A 20,258-nucleotide genomic window follows, 5' to 3' on the forward strand; every position below is an offset into this window, starting at 1 on the left:
TCTGTCAGGTGCGTTCGGGCAGCAGTTGCTGGGCGACGCCTGCGACAAGCAGATAGACCGAGGTGATCGCGAGCCCCCAATGTGCCAGTTCCCCCGGCGCGAAATCGACCCATGCGGCGCGGGCGGCGAATACGACCCAGGCCAACGCCATCGGCAGGGTGATCCAGCGCCAGCGTTCGGTGCGGACCGGATGGACGAATTTCAGGTTGGTGAACATCGAGGCAGCGAGGGCGACGATGATCGCGGTCATAAGGTAAAAGTTCGGTTCCAGCGCGAAGAGGACCAGCACGACCATGTTCCAGCAGGCCGGGAAACCCGCGAAGGAATTGTCCGTCGTCTTCATCCGCGTGTCGGCGAAGTAAACGACACTCGAATAGGTGATGACGATGATCGCCAGCCAGCCGGTCCAGCCGGGCAGAAGGCCGGAATGAAAAAGCGCAAAGGCCGGGATGAAGACATAGGTCAGATAGTCGATGATCAGGTCGAGAAGTACCCCGTCATAGGTCGGCCAATTGGTCTTGACGTGGTAATGCCGCGCCAGCGGTCCGTCGATCCCGTCGACGATGAAGGCCACGACCAGCCAGAGAAACATCAGGCTCCACTTGCCTTCGGCGGCAGCGAGCATGGCGAGCATCGACAGCACGGCCCCGGTCGCGGTGAAAAGGTGGACGCAAAGCGCCTTGATCTGGGGCGTCATGTCGTGCCGTTCCCTTTCCGCCCTCAGAACACCTGGTGTCAGGCGCGTGGATGGGCCCCTTCGTAAATCTCCATCAGCCGGGTGCTGTCAACCGCCGTATAGGCCTGTGTGGTCGAAAGCGAGGCATGGCCGAGCAATTGCTGGATCGCGCGCAGATCGCCGCCAGCCGCCAGAAGATGGGTGGCAAAGCTGTGGCGCATCGCATGCGGTGTGGCCGAGGCGGGCAGACCAAGCCCGGCGCGGGCCTTTTCCATCACGCCTGCGATCAGCCTTGGGTTCAGGGGCCCGCCGCGGGCGCCGCGGAAAAGCGCCTTTCCGGGCTCCTCGGCAATCGCCATCGGGCACAGCTCGGCATAACGTGCCACCGCCTTGCGGGCGGCGGGCAGGACCGGGACGATGCGTTCCTTGCCGCCTTTGCCGCGAATGCGCAGGGTGTCGGGCAGGGGGTGATCGGCACCGGTCAGGCCCAGCGCCTCGGATATCCGCAGGCCGCAACCATAAAGCAATGTAACGACGGCAATGTCGCGGGCGGCGATCCAGTCTTCGCGGGCGAAAGTGCCGACCTGATCAATCACCTCCCGCGCGGCATTTTCCGAAAGCGGGCGCGGCAGCTTGCGCTGATATTTGGGACCGCGTGCGGCGAGGATCGCGGTCGGGTCGAAGCCGTCGCGTTCGGCGAGCCAGCGGGTGAACCCCTTCACCGCCGAAAGCGACCGGGCGAGCGTGCGCGACGCGGTGCCGCGCCCGCGTTCACTCGCCATCCAGGCCCGCATGTCTGACTGTGTGATGCGCGCAAGCCGCGCAGGCCCGATGCTTTCGCCGTGATGGGCGGCGAGGAAGCTCAGAAAGCCGGTCACATCTGCGCGGTACGCGGTCACGGTGTTCTCCGCCGCGCCATCCAGAGCCGTAAGGTGGTCAAGCCAGTTCGTGAGCGCGTCACGCAGCGCGGGGGAGAGGGCGAGGCTCATCGCCCCGGCTCAGGCGAGCCAGCGGCGCATCGCGCGTTCGAAGACGCCACCGAAGAAGGTCAGGAGGTCCGTGCCCTGATTGGGGCGGAACTGGTGCGGGTCCTCGGAGCCGAGCGCGAGTATGCCCGGCAGCTTTCCATCGCCGAAATTGAGCCGCAGCGCCGCCTCGGACCGGATCCAGTCGCCGGAGGCGCCATAAATCGTGTCGGTCGCGGGTTGGGTCTGGCGCAAAGTCACGTTGCGTGCAGGGGCTGAACGCCCGCCCGCCATGTATTCATCCACAAAGCCGGGCCCGACGATGCAGAGGACATCGCCCACGCGTTCCAGAGCCGGTTCGCGCTCCACATGGACGGTTTCAAGAACCAGCCGGACACAGTCCACGCGCAGGATCTGCGCGACCTCGCCGCCGAGATCCTTCAGGAATGTCTCGAAATCGGTCGGCTCCAGCATCCGCAGAATGGCGCGGTGGATCTGGTTGGTTCCGGCGAGGTTTTCATAGGCGGCCGCGATGACGGAGCGGTGCGTGTCCTCCAGCCGGTCGAGCCGTGCCTCAAGCCGTTCCATCGCGATGCCGCGCAGATCGACGATATTGGCGCCCATCGTGCGTTCGTTCGCGCTGATCAGCGCCTTCATCAAGTCACGGTCTTCCAGAATGACCTCGGGAGCCGCCAGAAGCCGGTCCCTGAGTTCATTCGCGATGGTGGCTGTATCGGCCATGTCTGCCCCGGTCGTCTTTGTCTATTTTGAAGACCTTAGCAGTCTTGGCACTGAGTTTCCGCAATTTTTTCGGAAATCCGTGACTGGAAACAAACTGTTGCCGGAAGGAATCAGTTGGTCGCGGGCCGGTGCGTCCGGCCCGCGGCATAAACGTGGTCAGAGAATTTTCTGCCCGGTCTTGGCCCAGTCCTTGAGGAACTGGTCGAGCCCCTTGTCGGTCAGGACATGGTTGGCCATCGACTTGATCACGCTAGGAGGGGCCGTCATCACATCGGCGCCGATGCGGGCGCTTTCGATCGCGTGGTTTACCGAGCGAATCGATGCGGCGAGGATTTCGGTGCGGAAATCGTAGTTGTCATAAATCTGGCGGATATCGGCGATCAGCTCCATCCCATCCAGATGGATGTCGTCGAGTCGCCCGATGAAGGGCGAGATGAAGGTCGCTCCGGCCTTCGCTGCCAGGAGCGCCTGCGCGGGCGAAAAGCAAAGCGTCACGTTGACCATGTGGCCTTCGGATGCGAAAGCCTTGCAGGCGGTGAGCCCGTCCCAGGTCAGCGGCACCTTGATCGCGATGTTCGGCGCGATCTTGGCAAGCTTCATGCCTTCGGCGATCATCTCCTTGGCCTCGGTGGCCACGACTTCGGCGGAAACGGGACCCGAGACCATGTCGCAGATCTCTTTGGTGACTTCGAGGATGTCGCGGCCTGATTTCAGGATCAGCGAGGGGTTGGTGGTGACCCCGTCGACCATGCCGAGGTCGTTGAGTTCCCTGATGGCGGCGGTATCGGCCGTATCGACGAAGAATTTCATGGCAGCATTTCCCGGGCTTGAGCGGAGGTTCGGGCGTCCTATTAGCGCAAACGGCGCCCTGCCGGAACCCATGATCGGGGGCGGGATTGGCTGAACTGGAGTTTTTCGACGAAGGCGCGCTGGTTTCGGTCCTGACGACGGAACCGGTTGGACGGGCGTTTGACTATCGCGCGCCGGAGGGCGGGTGCTTTCTTGGCGCGTTCGTGGAGGTGCCATTGGGCCCGCGCCGGGTCTTGGGCGTCGTCTGGGGCGCGGGCGAGGGCGGCTATGACCTCGCCAAGGTGCGGCCCGTGACGCGGGTGCTGGATGCGGCCCCGATGGGTGAGGCGATGCGCGCCTTTTTGGTCCGCGCGGCGGATTACACGCTGACCCCGATGCCCGCGATGCTGCGCCTTGCCACCCGCGCGCCCGGCCTCGCCGACCCGCCGGGGCCGCGCCGCGTTTATCGCAAAGGCTGTTCGGAACCTGACCGTATGACCAATGCGCGGGGGCGGGTGCTGGATGTCTTGGACGAATATGGCGGGGCGGCTTTTACCTTGGGCGAGTTGGCGGGGCTCGCCGGGGTATCGACCAGCGTCGTCAAGGGGCTGGTGAAACAGGGTGCGGTGGCCGAAGAGGAAGCGCCGCGCGACCTGCCCTATCCCGCCCTCGACCCGGACCTGCCGGGCAAGGCCTTGGCGGTGGATCAGGCCGAGGCCGCCGAACGGCTTTGTGAGGGGATCAGGGCGGGGCGCTACGGGACGACCCTGCTGAAAGGCGTCACGGGATCGGGCAAGACCGAAGTCTATCTGGAGGCTGTGGCCGAATGCCTGCGGGCCGGTCGGCAGGCTTTGGTCCTGCTCCCCGAGATCGCGCTGACGGCGGAGTTCCTGACCCGGGTCGAGGCGCGGTTCGGCGCCAGCCCCGGTGAATGGCATTCGGGCGTCACCCAGACCGAACGGCGGCGTCTGTGGCGCATGGCGGGCGAGGGAGGCGTCGGGCTGGTGGTCGGGGCGCGGTCGGCCCTGTTCCTGCCCTTCCGCGATCTGGGCCTGATTGTCGTAGATGAGGAACACGACACCTCCTACAAGCAGGAGAATGGCGCGCTTTACAATGCCCGCGACATGGCCGTCCTGCGGGCGTCCCTTTGCGACGCGCAGGTGGTGCTGGCCTCGGCCACGCCCTGTCTCGAAAGCTGGGCCAATGCCGAGGCGGGGAAGTATCAGCGCATCGACCTGACCTCGCGCTTCGGTGTGGCCGAGATGCCGGACCTGTCCGCCATCGACATGCGGGCGGAAAAGCTGGAGCCGTCGCGCTGGATTGGGCCGACGCTTGCGGGGGCGGTCCGGGCGCGGATCGAGCGGGGGGAGCAGGCGCTTCTGTTCCTCAATCGCCGCGGCTATGCGCCGGTCACGATCTGTCGCGCCTGCGGTCATCAGATCGGCTGCGAGCATTGCGACGCGCGCATGGTGGAACACCGGTTCCTGAAACGCCTCGTCTGCCATCAATGCGGCGAGACGAAGCCAATGCCGACCGCGTGCCCGTCCTGCAAGGCCGAGGACCGGCTGGCCCCGGTAGGTCCGGGTGTGGAGCGGCTGGCCGAGGAGGTGGCGGCGCGGTTCCCCGAGGCGCGGGTGGCGGTGCTGTCCTCGGACCTGTTCGGGTCGGCCCGTGCGCTGAAGGACAAGATCGCCGAAATAGCGGGGAGCGGAGCTGACATCATCATCGGCACGCAGCTTGTGGCAAAGGGGCACAACTTTCCCTTGTTGACACTCGTCGGCGTGATCGACGCCGATCTTGGGCTGCAAGGCTCTGACCTGCGCGCGGCGGAGCGGACCTTTCAGCTCATGCGGCAGGTGTCGGGCCGGGCGGGCCGGGGCGACAAGCCGGGCGAGGCGATGCTGCAGACCTATCAGCGGGACCATGCCGTGATCCGGGCGATCCTGTCAGGCGACGAGGAGGCGTTCTGGAAAGCCGAGGCGGCAGAGCGCGAGGCGGCGGGGATGCCGCCTTACGGGCGGTTGGCGGGGATCGTGCTCTCGTCGCCTGATGTGCAGACGGTTTTTGACTTTGGGGCCGAGCTTGCCCGCCGCGATGCGCCCCTGCGCCGGATCGGGGCGCAGGTCTTCGGCCCTGCCCCGGCACCGGTGGCGCGGGTCCGGGGGCGGCACCGGGTGCGGCTTCTGGTGAAGGCGGCCAAGGGCGTTGCCCTGCAACCCGCGCTTGCCGAATGGGTCGCCCAGTTCCGGGTGCCGAACAATCTGCGCCTGTCGATCGATATCGACCCGCAGAGTTTTTATTGAAGCGCCGGGGGTTCCACCCCCGGACCCCCGGAGTATTTCAGGACAGAAAGTGAATGATCTCTCGCGTGTACGAGAGTCAGATCAGCTGGTCATACGCGGCAAGCGCGATGGTGCGGAGCCGGGCGCGGTCGAGGTCACCGATTACCGCATAGCTGAGACCGGCGTCGTGCCAGTAGAAGCCCTGAGTTTCGCCTGACGACAGGAACTGGAAGGCGCTGTTTTCCGCGCCGCCTTCGGGCAGAGCGTAAAGCGTGAGGCGGCGGCCGGTATCGTCCTCATACATGAAGAGCGCGGCAGGGCTTTCGGCGCCGGGCAGGAGGCGGCCACCCATAAGGAGGAAGCCTTCGGCGGCGAAATCCGGGGCCTTGATATCGCGGCCGAGCCGTTTGGAGAGCCATTGCACGAGGTGGTCGGCCTGATCCGCGGCCACTTCGACCGGATGGGCGATTTCGGCGACATAGGTCACATGGGCGCGCAGCGCGTCATCGGCGATGGCGAAGGCTGGTGCGGCGGGGCTGCGCATGACCCCTGCCGCGAACCAGCCGGCGGTGGCGCCGATGGCCAGAAGCGCGAATGCAGCGGCCAGAAGCCGTGCGGGGGGGCGGCGCGGCGGGGGGGCGGCGGCATCGAGTGTGGCGCGCAGCTGTTCCGGCAGCGGTTCTTTGGCAACGGGGCCGTAGAGGGCGGCAAGGGCCGCGTCCTGGCGGTCCCATTCGGCGAGCGTGGCCCGGGCGTCGGGATCGGCGGCGATGCGGGCCGACAGGGCGTCATGAGCCTCTTTGCCGAGCGTGCCGGAATGAAAAGCGATGAGGTCCTCGTCGCGGATCGGGTCCGGTCCGGTCATGCACGACCCTCCTTCTTATGGGGCGCGGTCCGCCCGGTCTTCTCGCGGAGCGCCGCCCGCGCCCTGCCGAGTCGCGATACCAGCGTGCCTTCGGGAATGTCGAGAAGGGCCGCGGCTTCGGCAAGGCTCATACCTTCGAGCGCCACCAGCAGAAGCGCCCGGCGCTGATCGTCGGGCAGGCGGCCGATCGCCACCTGCACTTCGCGCAGGTCCATATGCGCCTCTTGCCGCGCTGGGATCGCGGGCTCTTTCGGCAGGCTTTCTATCGCGACGAGGTGGCGGCGGGGCGCCTGCCTCAGCCCGTCGCGGTGGAGATTCAGAAGGATGCGGAACATCCAGGCCCGGACCGGGCCCTCGCCGCGCCAGAGATGCCGCCGCGAAAGCGCCCGTTCGAGGCTGTCCTGGACGAGATCGTCGGCCCCGTCGCGGTCGCGCATCAGCGCATGCGCATAGCGGCGCAGGCTCGGGATGGCGGCCTCGATCTCGTCCAGCAGGTTCATCGCGGGTCCGATAACAGCGTTTCGAGTTTGCATTGACTCAGAATTCGAACCTTTTTCGTTCGAATTCTGATGCTTGTCATACCAACCAAAACTCGAAACGCTTTAGGGCTTGGCGGCGTGCCAGACTTCCTTGACACCATCGCCGGTCACGTCGCCCGGGGCGGCGTCCTTGACCCATGTGTAAAGCGGCATGCCCTTGTAGGTCCACTGCATCGTGCCATCGGTGCGTTCAGTGAGGCCATAGTCGCCCTCGGCCTCGGCACCGTCGGCGGCCATCAGAGGCGGCCAGTTGGTCGCACATTCCTCGTAGCACGCCGAGGTGCCGCCCTCGTCCTTGTCGAAGGTGTAGAGCGTCATGCCGTCGGCATTGGTCAGGACCGGGCCGAGGCTGCTTTCGCCGGTCAGAATGCCGGTTTCGGCAAAGGCGATACCACCGGCGAAGGTGGCAGCGAGGGTCAGGGTGAGAAGGGGCAGGCGGTTGGTCATCGTCATCTCCTATTGGACCGGGTTCGGGCGTTCTGCGGGCGGCCGTTTCGGGGACGCCTGAGGAAATGACGCTTGGAGAGGCGTTTCCATCCCGGGCGCTGTGCGTAATCACGGCAACGTGATGGCACCGTTTCAGGCGGTGGCAGTTCGGGGGCGGTCGATCAGGGCATCGGTGATTACGGCCCCGACCCACATGGCGGTCAAGGCGGCCCATGCGGTTGCGGCGAAGATCGAGCCGCCGGTGACGCCAGCACCGATGGAGCATCCGCCTGCCAGCATTGCGCCGAAGCCCATCAGAACTGCGCCGGACATGGCCCGGCGCATATTGCCTTCGTTTTCGAACCCTTCGAAGCGGAACTGCCGCGACAGGAGCGCCGATGCCCCCGCGCCGACTACGACGCCCGGCACGAGGCCCACGTCGAATTCGAGCACCTGCACGGGCTGAAGGAAGAACATCAGCGTCGTCGCGGACGGGCCGGAGAAGGTGACCGAACTGATCGTCACCGGATCGAAGCTGACCTGCGCCAGTGCGAAGGTCGATATCCAGCCGAGCGCCACCGCGAAGCCGACGCCGGAGGCGAAGATGAGCGTCGATGCGCCGATCCGGTTTCGGCGGGCGAGGGCAAGCGCCAGAAGGGCGATCATCAGGCCGAGCACAAGCCCGCTTTCACGCGGCAGCCCACTCCAGTCGATGAGGTCGATGTTGCGGCCGCCGGGCGTCGTCCAGATCGCTGCGAGCCTATCGCGGACCGGTGCGAGGAGGCCCTTGAGGCTCATTTGGGCGACCACCGCGAAGATCAACCCGGAGACGATGGCGCGCAGGTTGCCGGATGCGGCGAGGACCAGAAGCCGCCCCGGACAGCCGCGGGCCAACACCATGCCCGCGCCGAAGATCAGTCCGCCGATTACCGCCCCGCTCCATGATCCGGCCACGGCCATCATCCGCGCCTCTTCGGTCCTGAGAAAACCGGCAAGCGTGGCGCCCTGAACCCAGACGAGCGCGGTCGAGAAGCAGAGAAGCCAGACCGACATCCGGGGGCCGAGCGAGCCGCGGGCGAATTCAACGCAGGCCGCGCGCAGGCAGAAGCGTGACCGCTGGGCGGCCACGCCGAATACGATGCCGGTCACGAGGCCAAGCAATGCGGCTGCCGGTTCCTCTCCGATCCCTTCGACAAGTGCCAGGATGTCCAATTCGGCCCCTCCGGTTTTCATACCCATGCCGAAATGTGAATGTATCCTCCTTGATCTAAATCATGCGTGTGCGGGGCGGCGCAGTGGCCTGTGCGCGCCTGCTCTCGCCAAGGACGGGAAAGCGGCGTATGTCGGGCGCATGTTCCGGCGCACCATCACCCTCAAAGATGCGGAAAACCTGCCGCGCTGGCGGCGGCCGGCCTTTCTTTTGTTCCTGATGGCGGCGGCGATGCCGATCGCTTTTGCGACATGGTCGGCACTTCTGAACAACTTCGTGAAAGAGGCGGCGGGGTTCACGGGGGTCGAGATCGGATGGCTGCATACAGTCCGAGAAATACCCGGTTTTCTGGCCATCGGGGTGATCGTCCTTCTCTGGGCGATGCGCGAGCAGGTTCTGGCACTTCTGTCGCTGGCGCTTCTGGGTGCGGCAACGGCGGTGACGGCGATGTTTCCGAGTTTCGGCGGCATCCTGATGGTGACGCTTTTGTCGTCAATCGGCTTTCACTACTTCGAGACGGTCAACCAGTCGCTGCAACTGCAATGGATCGACAAGAAACACGCGCCGCAGGTGATCGGCTGGATCGTTGCCATCGGCTCGGGCGCGTCGCTCGTGGCTTACGGGCTCATCATGCTGACCTGGAAGACCTTCGATCTGAGCTATGGCACGGTCTACGGCATCTCGGGCGGACTGACGCTGGCCATCGCGGTCTTTGCGGCACTCGCCTATCCGCAGTTCGAGGCGCCCGAGCCGCAGCTGAAGCATTTCGTGCTACGCCGCCGCTACTGGCTTTACTACGTCATGCAGTTCATGGCGGGTGCGCGGCGGCAGATCTTCGTCGTCTTCGCGGCCTTCATGATGGTCGAACGCTTCGGGTTCGAGGTGCATGAGGTTACGGCTTTGTTCCTCGTCAACTATCTCGCCAACATGCTCTTCGCGCCTTTGATGGGCAAAGCGGTGGGCCGGTTCGGGGAGCGCAATGCGCTTTTGTTTGAATATGCCGGGCTGCTGATGGTCTTTCTCGCCTATGGCGGCATTTACTGGTTCGGCTGGGGCGTGGTCGTGGCGGCAGTGCTCTATGTGCTCGATCATCTCTTCTTCTCGCTCGCCTTCGCGCTGAAGACCTATTTCCAGAAGATCGCGAGCCCCGGGGATATCGCGCCGACCGCTGCCGTGGCCTTCACCATCAACCATATCGCGGCTGTCTTTCTGCCGGCACTTCTGGGCTATCTCTGGGTGGTCTCGCCCGGTGCGGTCTTCGGGCTGGCCGCGGGGATGGCTCTGGTATCGTTGCTTCTGGCGCTGATGATCCCACGTCATCCCGAGCCGGGGAATGAGACGATCTTTGCCCACGGCCTGCCGGTGGCGGCGGAATGAGTTGGACGCACCACGCGCCAAAGTGATCGCGGGCGTTGTGGCAGTGCTGCTGATGCAACGCTATATAGGTCCGTGAACCGGGCGGAGGCCGCCGCCAACGCTGCTGAACAGGAGCCACGCATGCTGAACGCCCTTTTCGGAAAGAAGACGACGATGCCAATGAAGGCGGACGCCCTGCCGGGCCGGACCGACCCGATCCCGACGGCAGATGAGCATTTCCTTTTTCACCGGCCGCTGAAATCGCCGGTGCCCGAGGGTATGGAAGAGGCGATGTTCGGCATGGGCTGTTTTTGGGGCGTGGAACGCAAGTTCTGGCAGCTCGACGGCGTCTGGCTGACCATGGTTGGCTATTCGGCGGGCATTACACCTAACCCCACCTACAAGGAAACCTGCACCGGTATGACCGGGCAGAATGAGGTGGTGCGGGTGATCTATGACCCGAAGGTCATCAGCTATGACGACCTGCTGAGGGTTTTCTGGGAAGGTCACGACCCGACACAGGGCGACCGGCAGGGCAACGATGTCGGTACGCAATATCGCTCGGGCATCTACACCTACACGGATGCGCAGGCCGGGGCCGCGGAGGCGAGCCGCGGGGTCTATGCCGAGCGGCTGAAGGGGGCGGGGTACGGTCCGATCACGACCGAGATCAAACCGGCGACGGAATTCTATTTCGCCGAGGATTATCACCAGCAATACCTTGCCAAGAACCCCGGCGGCTATTGCGGCATCGGTGGCACCGGCGTGAGCTGCCCCATCGGGATCAAGGCCTGACCCATGCCCCGTTCGCCGCGAGAGGTCATGGCGAGCGGGGACTGGTATTCCTGTCTTGGCGAGGAATTCGAGGCCCTGCGCCGCGCGGCGCGGCGGGCGTGTCACCAGCATGCGACGATGGAGCCCGACCAGCGTGGGGCCTGCGCGCCGTTGCTGGCCGAACTGATAACGATGGGTCGCGATTGCTGGATCGAGGCGCCGTTTCACTGCTCTTACGGGATCAACCTGACACTCGGCGACCGGGTCTATCTGAACGCGGGTTGCGTGGTTCTCGATTCCGCGAAGGTCGCCATCGGGTCGCATTCGATGCTGGGGCCGGGCGTGCATATCTACTGCGCCGACCATCACCGCGACGTTAAAAAACGCCGTGACGGGATTGAGCGGGCGCTGCCTGTCAGCATTGGCTCGGATGTCTGGATCGGCGGCGGCGCGACCATCCTGCCGGGGATAACGATCGGCGACGGGGCCATCATCGCGGCGGGCGCGGTCGTGTCGCGCGATGTCGTGGCCGGATCACGGGTTGCGGGCGTCCCCGCACGGGGGCTATAGCGCATCACGCCGCGTCATCCCCGGGGAACCACCCATGCCGACCTATTCCGCGCTGACCACCCTGTCCGAGAAGGACTCTGCCGAGGCGCTTGCCGAGGCGATGGAGAACTTCCTGCCCGAGCCGACAGGCATCGGCTGCTTCGAGATCGAGGATGGATCGGGCCGCTACGAGGTCGGCGTCTATTTCGAGGAAGAACCGAATGAGGTCGAACTCGCGCTGATGGCGGCGATCTACGGGGCAAAGCCTTTTGCTGTGTCAGAAGTACCGGAAACCGACTGGGTCGCCCATGTGCGTCGCGAATTGCAGCCGGTCGAGGCGGGACGGTTCTTCGTCTACGGCAGCCACGACGCTGACAAGGTGCCGGATGGCTGCGTTCCCCTGCTGATCGAGGCGGCAATGGCCTTTGGCACCGGGCATCACGGAACGACCAAGGGCTGCCTGATGGCGCTCGACCGGCTCGACCGGGCCGGGTTCAAGGGCAAGCGGGTCGCCGATATCGGTTGTGGGACGGCGGTGCTGGCGATGGCCGCTGCCGCGATCTGGCCCGATCCGGTGATTGCATCGGATATCGACCCGGTAGCGGTCGATGTCGCCGCGGCCAATGTTGCGGCGAACAAGCTGGCGGGACGGGTCGATTGCGTCGAAGCGGTCGGTTTCGGCCATCCCGATCTGATGGCCCGCGCGCCCTACGATCTTATTTTCGCCAATATCCTGAAGGGTCCGCTGATCGATCTTGCCCCCGATATGGCCCGATTCACCGCCCTCAAGGGCAATGTGATTCTATCCGGTATCCTGAACAGTCAGGCTGACGAGGTGGTCAGCGTCTACACCAAAGCCGGATTTCGTCAACTGAGCCGCGACGAAATTGGCGAATGGACGACATTGGTTCTGCAGCGGGATCAATAGGCTAGCCGCCTTGCCGGGTCGCATTTTTGCCATATTTTGAACCCAACCTAGGCGCTCACGGGGGCGTAATGATTTTGGGAGATCGGCATGGTCGACCGCAATTTGCAGAATTTCTATGGTCGCATCGGCCGCATCGAAAAGATTCACAAGGCCGGCGGCGGATTTGAAGCCCAGGGCACGCTCGGCATGTCGTATTACAACGCGCAGCGCCGTTCCGCCCATCGGCGCGGGTTTCTGGCACCTCTTGTCCTGACCCTGATGACCATCGTCCTGATCAAGTCGATGATCCATGCTTCCATCGGAGCCGCCGCATATGACGAGCGTATCGTCACGCTTCAGGCCGGCGAATATGCCGACCGTGTCGGCGCCTATGTGTTGCAGGCCGATCCGCTGACAATCGCCATTTCCGATCGCATTCGCGCTTTCCTGTTCTGACGCTCGCACGCAGAAACGGAAAAGGCCGTGTCGGGTGTTCCCGGCACGGCCTTTTTGCGAACTGAAGTCGCGGGTAGTGACAGTCGATCAGCCGCGCGAGGCGATCATGTCGATGTCACCACGCGACAGTCCGATATCGTCCAGTTCACGGTCCGACAGCTTGGACAGCGCGGCGCGCGTCACACGGGCGTCGTTCCAGCCGGCAAAGGCCGAGACAAACAGGCCGAAGATGCCGGACATCGAACCGGCGGCGGGGCGGTGGGCTTCATAAACAGCCATGGTCGTTTCCTTCTCTTCGATGGCGCGTCCCTTCGACGCGTCTCGTTGAAGCGGCAGATAGACCTCGTGCTGCGGCGCGGCAAGGCGCGGAAATGCATGTCCGTCATGCATCCATTGCAAGCCTCATTTTTGCCGTAAGTTCTTAAAACAAATGGGTTTCCAGGGGGTGTAAAAATGTCGTTTTCCAGCGATGCCGAGGCGATTCCGGTCCTCCGCCGTCGCGCGTCCGTGATCAGTTCCAATCCGGCATTCTTCCTTTGCGATGTTCGCTATTCGTGCTAGTCGTGGGAAAAAAGCAACATATGAGGGAGCAGATGCGCGTTCTCGGGATCGATCCGGGGCTCAGAAACCTCGGCTGGGGGGTGATTGAGGTGGCGGGATCGCGACTCACCCATGTCGCAAACGGCATCATCCATTCCGAGGGCAATGATCTGGCTCAGCGCCTTCTTTCGCTTTACGACGCCCTGAAGCGGATCGTGGTGGATCACGCGCCGGATGCGGCAGCGGTGGAGCAGACCTTCGTCAACAAGGACGGGGCGGGCACGCTGAAGCTTGGTCAGGCGCGCGGCATCGCGATGCTGGTTCCGGCGCAGGCTGGGCTGACCGTCGGCGAATATGCCCCGAATGCTGTCAAGAAGGCGGTCGTCGGCGTCGGTCATGCCGACAAGGGCCAGATCGCCCATATGGTTCGGTTCCAGCTTCCGGGCGTCGAACTGGCCGGGCCCGATGCCGCCGATGCGCTCGCCATCGCCATCTGCCATGCCCACCACCTGCAAAGCGCCGGCCGTCTGGCTCAGGCGATCAGGGGGGCGGCATGATCGGGCGGATTGCCGGGGTGATCCTGCACCGGGCGATGGATTACGTTCTGATCGACGTGCGCGGCGTGGGCTATATCGTGCATGTCTCGCAGCGCACCGCCGCCAGCCTGCCGCCGGTGGGCGAGGCCTGCGCGCTTTATACCGACCTTCTGGTGCGCGAGGACCTGTTGCAGCTCTTCGGCTTTCCGACGCTGTTGGAAAAGGAATGGCACCGGCTTTTGACCACGGTTCAGGGTGTCGGCGCCAAAGCCTCGATGGCAATTCTTGGAACCTTGGGCGCCGAGGGCGTGGGCCGCGCCATCGCCCTCGGCGACGCTTCGGCGGTCAAGGCCGCACCCGGCGTTGGGCCGAAGCTGGCCCAAAGGGTCGTGCATGAGTTGAAGGATAAGGCGCCAGCCGTCATGGCTTTGGGCGGGGCGCTCAGTGTCGACACAACCGGTACGGACGACGTCATCGAACCCTCCCCGACGGCCGGCAAGGCTGCCACGCACAAAGCACAGCCATCCACTTCGGCCAGCGCCACCGCAGAGGCGCTTTCGGCCCTGATCAATCTCGGCTACGGGCAGGGCGAAGCCGCCAGCGCCGTAGCCGAAGCATCCGGTGTCGATGAAGGCGCGACAACGCCGACCCTGATCCGTGCAGCGCTGAAACTTCTGGCGCCGAAAGGGTGACGATGGAACCCGATCCCACCCTTCGCCCCGCGCCGCAGCCAGAGGACGCCGACCGGTCTTTGCGTCCGCAGGCATTGTCGGATTTCGTCGGGCAGGAAGAGGCGCGGGCCAATCTGCGGGTCTTCATCGAAAGCGCGAAGCGGCGGGGCGAGGCGATGGACCATACGCTGTTCCACGGCCCCCCAGGCCTCGGCAAGACGACGCTCGCGCAGATCATGTCGAAGGAACTGGGTGTCAATTTCCGTATGACCTCCGGCCCGGTATTGGCGCGGGCGGGCGATCTTGCGGCGATCCTCACCAATCTTGAGGCGCGCGATGTGCTTTTCATCGACGAAATCCACCGGCTGAACCCGGCGGTGGAGGAAGTGCTTTATCCGGCAATGGAGGATTTTGAGCTGGACCTCGTGATCGGCGAGGGTCCTGCGGCGCGCACAGTCAGGATCGAGTTGCAGCCCTTCACGCTGGTTGGCGCCACGACGCGGCTTGGCCTGCTGACCACACCCTTGCGTGACCGCTTCGGCATTCCGACCCGGCTGCAGTTCTACACGGTGCCCGAGCTTGACCATATCGTCACGCGCGGCGCGCGACTGATGGGCATCTCCTCGGACCCCGCGGGCACGCTGGAGATCGCCAAACGCGCGCGCGGCACCCCGCGCATCGCCGGACGGCTTTTGCGCCGCGTCGTCGATTTCGCGCTGGTCGAAGGCAACGGCCGGCTGACGCGCGAGATTGCCGACAGTGCGCTCACGCGGCTTGGCGTCGATCACCTCGGCCTTGACGGCGCCGACCGCCGCTATCTGACGCTAGTGGCGGAGAATTATGGCGGCGGGCCGGTGGGAGTGGAGACAATCTCGGCCGCGCTATCCGAAAGCCGGGATGCGATCGAAGAGGTGATCGAGCCCTTCCTGCTGCAGCAGGGCCTGATCCAGCGCACGCCGCGCGGGCGGATGCTGGCGCAGAAAGCCTGGACCCATCTCGGGCTGGCCGCGCCGCGGGTTGCCGGGCAGTCGGACCTCTTTGGGAAATAGTGGCCGGTTGAGGCGGGCTGGTAAAACTTCTATGCCTCCTGCGGATTGGTTTGCGGAAAGATGAAGGGACCTGCCCGTGACATCGGATGAGATCGCCGCGCTCTTTACCCGCTCATCGGGCGACTACGTCTTTGCCCGCTGGTCGCGTCCCATCGTGCCGGTCGTCTTCGGCACCGATGATGCGACGCTCGCCACGGTCAAGGGCGCCGTCGAGGCGGTGGTGACGCTTGCCGGCCATAAGATGGCGGAGACCGATCCCGAACAGGGCGCCAACCTGATGATCTTCTTCTTCCGCGAGTGGCGCGAATTGCTGGATGTGCCCGACCTCGACCGGCTGGTCGAGGGGCTGGAAGGGCGAGTCGCCCGGCTGGAGGCTGAAGGTGCGAACCAATACCGGCATTTCCGGTTTGAGGAGACGGGCGCGATCCGAGCCTGCATCGCCTTCATACGGATGGACGACAGTCTGCAGGAGATGCCCGCCGAGACAATCGCGCTGAGCCTTGCCGCGCAGGTCGTACTTCTTTGGTCCGACACCGCCTTTCGCGAGCAATCGCCGCTTGCGCTGGTGCGTGAGACGGTGGTTTTCAGGCCCGATATCGGCGGGCTGATCCGCGCCGCTTACGATCCGGTGATGCCGGACGCGGCGCAGGATCCGAGCCATGCGATGCGGCTTGCCGCGCGGATGGCCTGATCGGCGGAGTCAGCGGCGGGCTGAAAAGACGTTAACGGTTGCCGGAATCCGCAGCCCGTCCGGCCCAACAAACGCCGCCAGCCGGTTCGCCACGTCGGCCGTGATGGCTTTGCGGTCTTCCTCAGTGCCGTTCTTTTCCCGCATCAGCACCGCGACGGGACCGATGGAGGTGGCAAGGTCGGCGGCGTCGTCGGCCGTGCCGGGAACGAAGAGGCGGGTCTCTGTCTCTGCCCCCTCGATGTCTGTCAGGCCGGCCTTGCCGAGAATGTCGGTCACGTAGTCGAGCTCGGCAAAGGCGAATTGTCCGGGTGTGCGCGGCGGTTCGGCTGGCAGTGACCCCAGACGCTCAGTTCCGGCGGTCTTCGCAATATGGCTCCATGGGTTCTGAGCGGCCGGGGCCCAGCTTGCGAAGACGAGCCTGCCACCGGGCCGCAGCGCGGACGCGATGTTGCGGAAGGCGGCAACCGGATCGGCGAAAAACATCGTGCCGAAGCGCGAGATCATGATATCCGCCGCGGCTGGCTCAAAGGCGTGGGTCTGGGCGTCAGCAAGCGCAAATCGGATATTGGCGCGCCCTGCCGCACGCCCACGCGAGACAGCAAGAAGCGTTTCCGATATGTCGACGCCAAGTGCCCGGCCTGCCGGACCGCATTTGTTTGCCGCTTCGAGAGTCAGCGCGCCGGTGCCACAACCGATATCGAGGATGCTCTCGCCGGGCTCGATCGCGGACCGGGCGATCAGCAGATCGGTCACCTCGGTGAAGAGCGTGTCGAGGCGGTTCTGGTGAATCGCCCATTTCTGGCCGGGCTGTTCGGTCCAGAATGCCGCCTGCGCGGCGTTCGGTCCTTCTGTGGCGTCGGCCGCCACCCGTCAGTTGCCGCTGATCTGCACTTTGCCGACGAGCCGCGCGCCTTTTTCGGAAATCAGGGTCCGCGCGGTCACTTCGGCCTTCACGTCCGAACTTTTCTCAAGCGACAGTTCGGTGCACTTGATGCGGCCCGACTGGACGCCCTGGATGTTCACCGTCTCGGCCGAGATGGCCCCGTCGACGCGGCCGCTGGGATGAATGTCGACGGCGCGCGCATCGACATCGCCGGTAACTTTGCCCTTCACGTCGATCTCACCTTCCTTGGAGGTGATATTGCCTTCGATGGTCAGGTCTTCTTCGATGACTGAGCGGGTCATGCGGGCTCTTTCCTTTGCGGCGCGGCCGGTGCCAGCGCGAAGTGGGTTTCCCCATGGCTACACGAGGGTGCGTTTCCTGCCAAGCGGATTGGTCCCGTGGCGGGCGGTACGCCGCTTGTCAGAACGGGGCGGGGACCTGTAGGGAGGGTGCCAAGCCAAGAGGTCAGAGATGAGCCATTTCTTCCCGATCCGCGTCTATCATGAGGATACCGACCTTGCCGGGATCGTCTATTACGCCAACTACCTCAAATTCATCGAACGGGCGCGAACTGAATGGGTTCGGGGCCTCGGCGTTGATCAGGGACGGTTGAGGGCCGAGGAGGGCATCGTCTTCGCCGTGCGCCGGGTGGAGGCGGATTATCTACGCCCGGCCAAGTTCGATGATGAGCTTACGGTGACAACGGTTCTGCAGGGTGCGACCGGCGCGCGGATGGTGCTGGATCAGACCGTGTTGCGAAGCGGCGAGGTGTTGTTTCAGGCCAATGTCACCCTTGTGTGCCTTACGGCCACGGGACAACCGGCGCGTATTCCGGCGGAAATTCGCCGCCTTCTCGGGGCTGCGTTGCACTAAGCCGTGGCGAGGAGTTGCCAGCTACGCAGATGTGTTGGCTTTCCCACTAAAACCCGGATAGAATCATGTGTATGAGAGCCGCAACAAACGTGGCCCAACCGGCGAGCAGTAACACATGGAAACCGAAACCCTTGCGATGGTGCAGGAGATGGACTTCTCCTTGCTTGCGCTTTTCTGGCGCGCCTCCTTTGTCGTGCAGCTGGTGATGATCATGCTGACCGTGGCCAGTTTCTGGTCCTGGGCGATCATCATCCAGAAATTCATCTCGTACCGGCAGGCCCGACAGGAGGCTTCGATCTTCGATCGCGCCTTCTGGTCGGGTGAGCCGCTGGACGAGCTTTTCGAAAAGATCGGGTCGCAGCCTGACGGGGCGAGCGAGAAGATTTTCGCATCAGGCATGGTCGAATGGCGGCGTTCGCACCGGCAGGATGGCGAACTGATCGCGGGCGCGCAGGCCCGGATCGACCGGTCGATGGATGTGGCGATCGTGAAAGCGACGGAAAGCTTGACGCGCGGATTGCCTTTCCTTGCGACCGTGGGCTCGACCGCCCCCTTCGTCGGTCTTTTCGGCACGGTCTGGGGCATCAAGGTGGCGTTTGAGCAGATCGCGATCAGCCAGAACACCTCGCTCGCTGTCGTCGCGCCGGGCATTGCCGAAGCGCTCGTGGCCACCGCTCTCGGTCTTCTCGCCGCGATCCCGGCGGTGATTTTCTACAACAAGCTTTCGACCGACAGCGACCGCATCATCTCGGGATACGAGGCCTTCGCTGACGAGTTCGCCACCATCCTTTCGCGCCAGCTGGACGGCTGATCCGATGGGCGCAGGGGTAATGAAATCGGGCGGCGGGGGCGGACGGCACCGCCGTCGCGGCGGGCGCGGCAAGGCCGGTGTGATGAGCGAGATCAACGTCACGCCCTTCGTGGACGTGATGCTGGTCCTCTTGATCATCTTCATGGTGGCGGCGCCGCTACTGACCGTCGGTGTGCCGCTGGAACTGCCGAAGACCGCCGCGCAAGCGGTGGCGACCGAGCAGGAAGAGCCGCTGACCATCTCGGTGCAGGAGGATGGCACGATTTCCATCCAGAACACGCCAACGCCCGAGGGTGAATTGATCGCCAAGCTGCGCGCGATTGCGGCCGAGCGGACCGACGACAAGCTCTTTCTGCGGGCGGATGGCAAGATCCCCTATGAGCGGGTCGTGCAGGTCATGGGGGCGCTCAATTCGGGCGGTTTTTCCAACATCGTTCTTGTCACCGACGCCGGTGGCCCGAGCTTTGACGGGCAGGCGGGGAACTAGGGCATATGCCCATGGAGAGGTCCGAACGCACAGGTTTGATCGCTTCGGGGGCCGCGCATCTTGGCGCGATCCTCTGGCTCATTCTGGGCGGGATCTTCTTTTCGCATGACTTGCCGCCGCCGGTGGAAACTGCCGAAGTCACCCTGATGTCCGAGGCGGAGTTTGCGGCCCTCAGCGCGGCGGCGCCCACCGCGCCGACTGAGACCGAGCCTGCACCTTCCCTGCCAGAACCCGCGCCCGTCGAGGAAACGCCCCCCGCGCCCGAGCCGGAACCCGAGCCAGAGATCGTGCCGGAAGTGACCGAACCGACCCCGCCGGAACCGGTGGTGGAGGAAATGCCACCCACGCCGCCGACCCCGCCGACCGAAGTGCCGCTGGACACGCAACTGCCCGAGCCGCAGCCCGACCCCAAGGCCGCGCCGCGCGTTGCGCCGGACCCGACAGATGCGCCGGATGAACCTGCCGATGTCGCACCCGAGGCCGTCTCCGAGACGACGCCGGAGCCCACTGAGGAACCTTTGCCCGAGGAGCCTGCGGAAGCCGCCGCGCCGCCCGATAGCGGTCAGGTGCTGGAAACCGAGGCGAACAAGGAACAGACCGAACTGGCCTCTGCCGCGCCGCTGACTTCGCCGCGCCCGAAGCCGCGCCCTGAGAAGAAACCCGATCCGGAACCCGCGCCCGAACCGGAACCGGTCGCAGAACCCGCGCCGGAGCCCGAGCCCGAACCAGAGCCCGCACCTGAGCCGGAACCCGAAGCCGCGCCTGCGGAGGATGCCGTCGCCGATGCGCTGGCCGAGGCGCTGGCGGGTGCGGCATCGGAAGAGCCGTCGCCCGGAACCGGCACAGCGCCCTCCGGCCCGCCGCTGACCGGTGGCGAGAAGGACGGCTTCCTGCGGCAGATTTCGCAATGCTGGAACCTCGGTGCTTTGTCGACTGATGCAATGGCGACCAAGGTGACGCTGGCCTTCTCGATGACGCCCGAAGGCCTGCCCGTCGATGGCAGTATCCGGCTTGCAGGGTTCGAAGGCGGCAGCGAGGCCGCGGCGCAGCAGGCCTATGAGGCCGCCCGCCGCGCCCTGATCCGCTGCAAGGGGCAGGGCTATGACTTGCCGCCCGAGAAATATGAACAGTGGCGCGAGATCGAATTGGTCTTCAACCCGGAAAACATGAGGCTGAGATGAC

25 protein-coding genes are annotated in these 20,258 nt (G+C 64.7%); 14 read left to right on the forward strand and 11 right to left on the reverse strand.

Features of this window, described 5'->3' with window-relative positions; translation table 11 throughout:
- Positions 1–4: 4 nt before the first annotated feature.
- The 4 genes from QKW60_RS08745 to fsa form a co-directional block, all read right to left on the reverse strand.
- Entirely contained in the window at positions 5–697 is a 693-nt protein-coding gene (locus tag QKW60_RS08745) for a CDP-alcohol phosphatidyltransferase family protein (protein WP_282368070.1), read from the reverse strand.
- A gap of 38 nt (positions 698–735) precedes the next feature.
- A complete protein-coding gene (locus QKW60_RS08750; RefSeq protein ID WP_282368071.1) occupies positions 736–1,665 on the reverse strand; it encodes a tyrosine recombinase XerC in 930 nt (309 codons plus the stop codon).
- A gap of 9 nt (positions 1,666–1,674) precedes the next feature.
- Complete coding sequence (locus QKW60_RS08755) at positions 1,675–2,382, reverse strand: DUF484 family protein (protein ID WP_282368072.1); 708 nt, start codon at positions 2,380–2,382, stop codon at positions 1,675–1,677.
- A gap of 156 nt (positions 2,383–2,538) precedes the next feature.
- Positions 2,539–3,192, reverse strand: coding sequence for a fructose-6-phosphate aldolase (gene fsa / locus QKW60_RS08760; protein WP_282368073.1), 654 nt, complete (start codon positions 3,190–3,192; stop codon positions 2,539–2,541).
- A gap of 86 nt (positions 3,193–3,278) precedes the next feature.
- Between fsa and QKW60_RS08765 the strand changes: the two genes are divergently transcribed.
- Positions 3,279–5,474, forward strand: coding sequence for a primosomal protein N' (locus QKW60_RS08765; RefSeq protein ID WP_282368074.1), 2,196 nt, complete (start codon positions 3,279–3,281; stop codon positions 5,472–5,474).
- Between the two features lie 76 nt (positions 5,475–5,550).
- Here QKW60_RS08765 and QKW60_RS08770 read toward each other — a convergent pair whose 3' ends face one another.
- The 4 genes from QKW60_RS08770 to QKW60_RS08785 all read right to left on the reverse strand — a co-directional run bounded on the left by QKW60_RS08770 (position 5,551) and on the right by QKW60_RS08785 (position 8,495).
- On the reverse strand, positions 5,551–6,318 hold the full coding sequence (locus QKW60_RS08770; protein WP_282368075.1) for an anti-sigma factor family protein: 768 nt from the start codon (positions 6,316–6,318) through the stop codon (positions 5,551–5,553).
- A complete protein-coding gene (locus tag QKW60_RS08775; protein ID WP_282368076.1) occupies positions 6,315–6,818 on the reverse strand; it encodes a sigma-70 family RNA polymerase sigma factor in 504 nt (167 codons plus the stop codon). The genes QKW60_RS08770 and QKW60_RS08775 overlap by 4 nt, the downstream gene beginning before the upstream one ends.
- A 102-nt stretch (positions 6,819–6,920) precedes the next feature.
- Positions 6,921–7,304 carry a COG4315 family predicted lipoprotein gene (locus tag QKW60_RS08780; protein WP_282368077.1) on the reverse strand — a complete coding sequence of 128 codons (384 nt, stop codon included), beginning with the start codon at positions 7,302–7,304 and terminating at the stop codon, positions 6,921–6,923.
- A gap of 132 nt (positions 7,305–7,436) precedes the next feature.
- Complete coding sequence (locus QKW60_RS08785; RefSeq protein WP_282368078.1) at positions 7,437–8,495, reverse strand: YeeE/YedE family protein; 1,059 nt, start codon at positions 8,493–8,495, stop codon at positions 7,437–7,439.
- Between the two features lie 139 nt (positions 8,496–8,634).
- Between QKW60_RS08785 and QKW60_RS08790 the strand changes: the two genes are divergently transcribed.
- The 5 genes from QKW60_RS08790 (at position 8,635) to QKW60_RS08810 (ending at position 12,535) form a co-directional block, all read left to right on the forward strand.
- Positions 8,635–9,870: an MFS transporter gene (locus QKW60_RS08790; protein WP_282368079.1), complete on the forward strand. Its 1,236-nt coding sequence runs from the start codon at positions 8,635–8,637 to the stop codon at positions 9,868–9,870.
- 120 nt (positions 9,871–9,990) lie between these two features.
- Positions 9,991–10,644 (forward strand): peptide-methionine (S)-S-oxide reductase MsrA, encoded by a 654-nt coding sequence (gene msrA, locus QKW60_RS08795; RefSeq protein WP_282368080.1) that lies wholly within the window; start codon positions 9,991–9,993, stop codon positions 10,642–10,644.
- A 27-nt stretch (positions 10,645–10,671) separates the two neighbouring features.
- On the forward strand, positions 10,672–11,193 hold the full coding sequence (locus QKW60_RS08800; protein WP_282368081.1) for a sugar O-acetyltransferase: 522 nt from the start codon (positions 10,672–10,674) through the stop codon (positions 11,191–11,193).
- A 34-nt stretch (positions 11,194–11,227) separates the two neighbouring features.
- Positions 11,228–12,100 (forward strand): 50S ribosomal protein L11 methyltransferase, encoded by an 873-nt coding sequence (locus QKW60_RS08805; protein ID WP_282368082.1) that lies wholly within the window; start codon positions 11,228–11,230, stop codon positions 12,098–12,100.
- Between the two features lie 87 nt (positions 12,101–12,187).
- Positions 12,188–12,535: a hypothetical protein gene (locus QKW60_RS08810; RefSeq protein WP_282368084.1), complete on the forward strand. Its 348-nt coding sequence runs from the start codon at positions 12,188–12,190 to the stop codon at positions 12,533–12,535.
- A gap of 87 nt (positions 12,536–12,622) precedes the next feature.
- Here QKW60_RS08810 and QKW60_RS21005 read toward each other — a convergent pair whose 3' ends face one another.
- Positions 12,623–12,925, reverse strand: a complete 303-nt coding sequence (locus tag QKW60_RS21005) for a DUF1127 domain-containing protein (protein WP_336619158.1) — start codon at positions 12,923–12,925, stop codon at positions 12,623–12,625.
- A gap of 203 nt (positions 12,926–13,128) precedes the next feature.
- Here QKW60_RS21005 and ruvC point away from each other — a divergent pair, with 203 nt between their 5' ends.
- From ruvC to QKW60_RS08835, 4 genes are all read left to right on the forward strand, one after another.
- A complete protein-coding gene (gene ruvC / locus QKW60_RS08820; RefSeq protein ID WP_282368086.1) occupies positions 13,129–13,632 on the forward strand; it encodes a crossover junction endodeoxyribonuclease RuvC in 504 nt (167 codons plus the stop codon).
- Complete coding sequence (gene ruvA / locus QKW60_RS08825) at positions 13,629–14,303, forward strand: Holliday junction branch migration protein RuvA (protein ID WP_282368088.1); 675 nt, start codon at positions 13,629–13,631, stop codon at positions 14,301–14,303. The genes ruvC and ruvA overlap by 4 nt, the downstream gene beginning before the upstream one ends.
- A gap of 2 nt (positions 14,304–14,305) precedes the next feature.
- Positions 14,306–15,331 (forward strand): Holliday junction branch migration DNA helicase RuvB, encoded by a 1,026-nt coding sequence (gene ruvB / locus QKW60_RS08830; protein WP_282368090.1) that lies wholly within the window; start codon positions 14,306–14,308, stop codon positions 15,329–15,331.
- 76 nt (positions 15,332–15,407) lie between these two features.
- Complete coding sequence (locus tag QKW60_RS08835; RefSeq protein WP_282368092.1) at positions 15,408–16,022, forward strand: hypothetical protein; 615 nt, start codon at positions 15,408–15,410, stop codon at positions 16,020–16,022.
- A gap of 9 nt (positions 16,023–16,031) precedes the next feature.
- On the opposite strand, the gene QKW60_RS08840 is transcribed toward QKW60_RS08835, so the two are convergent.
- Positions 16,032–16,889, reverse strand: coding sequence for a class I SAM-dependent methyltransferase (locus QKW60_RS08840; RefSeq protein WP_282368094.1), 858 nt, complete (start codon positions 16,887–16,889; stop codon positions 16,032–16,034).
- A 3-nt stretch (positions 16,890–16,892) separates the two neighbouring features.
- Positions 16,893–17,207 (reverse strand): bactofilin family protein, encoded by a 315-nt coding sequence (locus tag QKW60_RS08845; RefSeq protein ID WP_282368096.1) that lies wholly within the window; start codon positions 17,205–17,207, stop codon positions 16,893–16,895.
- A 169-nt stretch (positions 17,208–17,376) separates the two neighbouring features.
- Between QKW60_RS08845 and ybgC the strand changes: the two genes are divergently transcribed.
- The 4 genes from ybgC (at position 17,377) to QKW60_RS08865 (ending at position 20,257) form a co-directional block, all read left to right on the forward strand.
- The gene (gene ybgC / locus QKW60_RS08850) at positions 17,377–17,778 is read left to right on the forward strand and encodes a tol-pal system-associated acyl-CoA thioesterase (RefSeq protein ID WP_282368098.1); all 402 of its coding nucleotides are present in this window, start codon (positions 17,377–17,379) and stop codon (positions 17,776–17,778) included.
- A gap of 115 nt (positions 17,779–17,893) precedes the next feature.
- On the forward strand, positions 17,894–18,589 hold the full coding sequence (gene tolQ, locus QKW60_RS08855) for a protein TolQ (protein ID WP_282368100.1): 696 nt from the start codon (positions 17,894–17,896) through the stop codon (positions 18,587–18,589).
- 4 nt (positions 18,590–18,593) lie between these two features.
- Positions 18,594–19,076, forward strand: a complete 483-nt coding sequence (tolR, locus tag QKW60_RS08860) for a protein TolR (protein ID WP_282368102.1) — start codon at positions 18,594–18,596, stop codon at positions 19,074–19,076.
- 11 nt (positions 19,077–19,087) lie between these two features.
- Positions 19,088–20,257: a hypothetical protein gene (locus QKW60_RS08865; RefSeq protein WP_282368104.1), complete on the forward strand. Its 1,170-nt coding sequence runs from the start codon at positions 19,088–19,090 to the stop codon at positions 20,255–20,257.
- Position 20,258: the final 1 nt, after the last annotated feature.

Source organism: Albidovulum aestuarii, from assembly GCF_029961185.1.
GTDB classification, from domain to species: domain Bacteria; phylum Pseudomonadota; class Alphaproteobacteria; order Rhodobacterales; family Rhodobacteraceae; genus Albidovulum; species Albidovulum aestuarii.

Bases quoted from the DNA above. Each gene is read 5' to 3' on its own strand.
- QKW60_RS08745 (WP_282368070.1), bottom strand. From the start codon at position 697: ATGACGCCCCAGATCAAGGCGCTTTGCGTCCACCTTTTCACCGCGACC.
- QKW60_RS08750 (WP_282368071.1), bottom strand. From the start codon at position 1,665: ATGAGCCTCGCCCTCTCCCCCGCGCTGCGTGACGCGCTCACGAACTGG.
- QKW60_RS08755 (WP_282368072.1), bottom strand. From the start codon at position 2,382: ATGGCCGATACAGCCACCATCGCGAATGAACTCAGGGACCGGCTTCTG.
- fsa (WP_282368073.1), bottom strand. From the start codon at position 3,192: ATGAAATTCTTCGTCGATACGGCCGATACCGCCGCCATCAGGGAACTC.
- QKW60_RS08770 (WP_282368075.1), bottom strand. From the start codon at position 6,318: ATGACCGGACCGGACCCGATCCGCGACGAGGACCTCATCGCTTTTCAT.
- QKW60_RS08775 (WP_282368076.1), bottom strand. From the start codon at position 6,818: ATGAACCTGCTGGACGAGATCGAGGCCGCCATCCCGAGCCTGCGCCGC.
- QKW60_RS08780 (WP_282368077.1), bottom strand. From the start codon at position 7,304: ATGACCAACCGCCTGCCCCTTCTCACCCTGACCCTCGCTGCCACCTTC.
- QKW60_RS08790 (WP_282368079.1), top strand. From the start codon at position 8,635: ATGTTCCGGCGCACCATCACCCTCAAAGATGCGGAAAACCTGCCGCGC.
- msrA (WP_282368080.1), top strand. From the start codon at position 9,991: ATGCTGAACGCCCTTTTCGGAAAGAAGACGACGATGCCAATGAAGGCG.
- QKW60_RS08800 (WP_282368081.1), top strand. From the start codon at position 10,672: ATGGCGAGCGGGGACTGGTATTCCTGTCTTGGCGAGGAATTCGAGGCC.
- QKW60_RS08805 (WP_282368082.1), top strand. From the start codon at position 11,228: ATGCCGACCTATTCCGCGCTGACCACCCTGTCCGAGAAGGACTCTGCC.
- QKW60_RS08810 (WP_282368084.1), top strand. From the start codon at position 12,188: ATGGTCGACCGCAATTTGCAGAATTTCTATGGTCGCATCGGCCGCATC.
- QKW60_RS21005 (WP_336619158.1), bottom strand. From the start codon at position 12,925: ATGCATGACGGACATGCATTTCCGCGCCTTGCCGCGCCGCAGCACGAG.
- ruvC (WP_282368086.1), top strand. From the start codon at position 13,129: ATGCGCGTTCTCGGGATCGATCCGGGGCTCAGAAACCTCGGCTGGGGG.
- ruvA (WP_282368088.1), top strand. From the start codon at position 13,629: ATGATCGGGCGGATTGCCGGGGTGATCCTGCACCGGGCGATGGATTAC.
- ruvB (WP_282368090.1), top strand. From the start codon at position 14,306: ATGGAACCCGATCCCACCCTTCGCCCCGCGCCGCAGCCAGAGGACGCC.
- QKW60_RS08845 (WP_282368096.1), bottom strand. From the start codon at position 17,207: ATGACCCGCTCAGTCATCGAAGAAGACCTGACCATCGAAGGCAATATC.
- ybgC (WP_282368098.1), top strand. From the start codon at position 17,377: ATGAGCCATTTCTTCCCGATCCGCGTCTATCATGAGGATACCGACCTT.
- tolQ (WP_282368100.1), top strand. From the start codon at position 17,894: ATGGAAACCGAAACCCTTGCGATGGTGCAGGAGATGGACTTCTCCTTG.
- tolR (WP_282368102.1), top strand. From the start codon at position 18,594: ATGGGCGCAGGGGTAATGAAATCGGGCGGCGGGGGCGGACGGCACCGC.
- QKW60_RS08865 (WP_282368104.1), top strand. From the start codon at position 19,088: ATGGAGAGGTCCGAACGCACAGGTTTGATCGCTTCGGGGGCCGCGCAT.